1 protein-coding gene is annotated in these 271 nt (G+C 42.1%); it reads left to right on the plus strand.

All coding sequences use genetic code 11. The features are described 5' to 3' along the window. A partial coding sequence (locus ACVC5O_RS01405) for an Ig-like domain-containing protein (RefSeq protein ID WP_452219675.1) occupies positions 1 to 271 on the plus strand: 271 nt, incomplete at both ends.

The raw sequence follows: 271 nt of genomic DNA on the forward strand, positions 1-271 counted from the left end.
AAGTGATGATGTAGTAACCTACACACCAAACCCAGGATACAATGGAACAGATACGTTTGAATATACAGTATGTGATAACGCAACACCAACACCAAACTGTGATACAGCAGAAGTAGAGGTAAGCATAGCACCAATTGTAGATGTAGAAGACGATACAACAACAACAGACGAAGACACACCAGTAGTGGTAGATGTTTATGATAACGATAACGACATCCCAACGGAAGGCACAATCGCAATCACAACACCACCAACCAATGGAACCGTAGTC

This window comes from Lacinutrix salivirga (assembly GCF_053604675.1).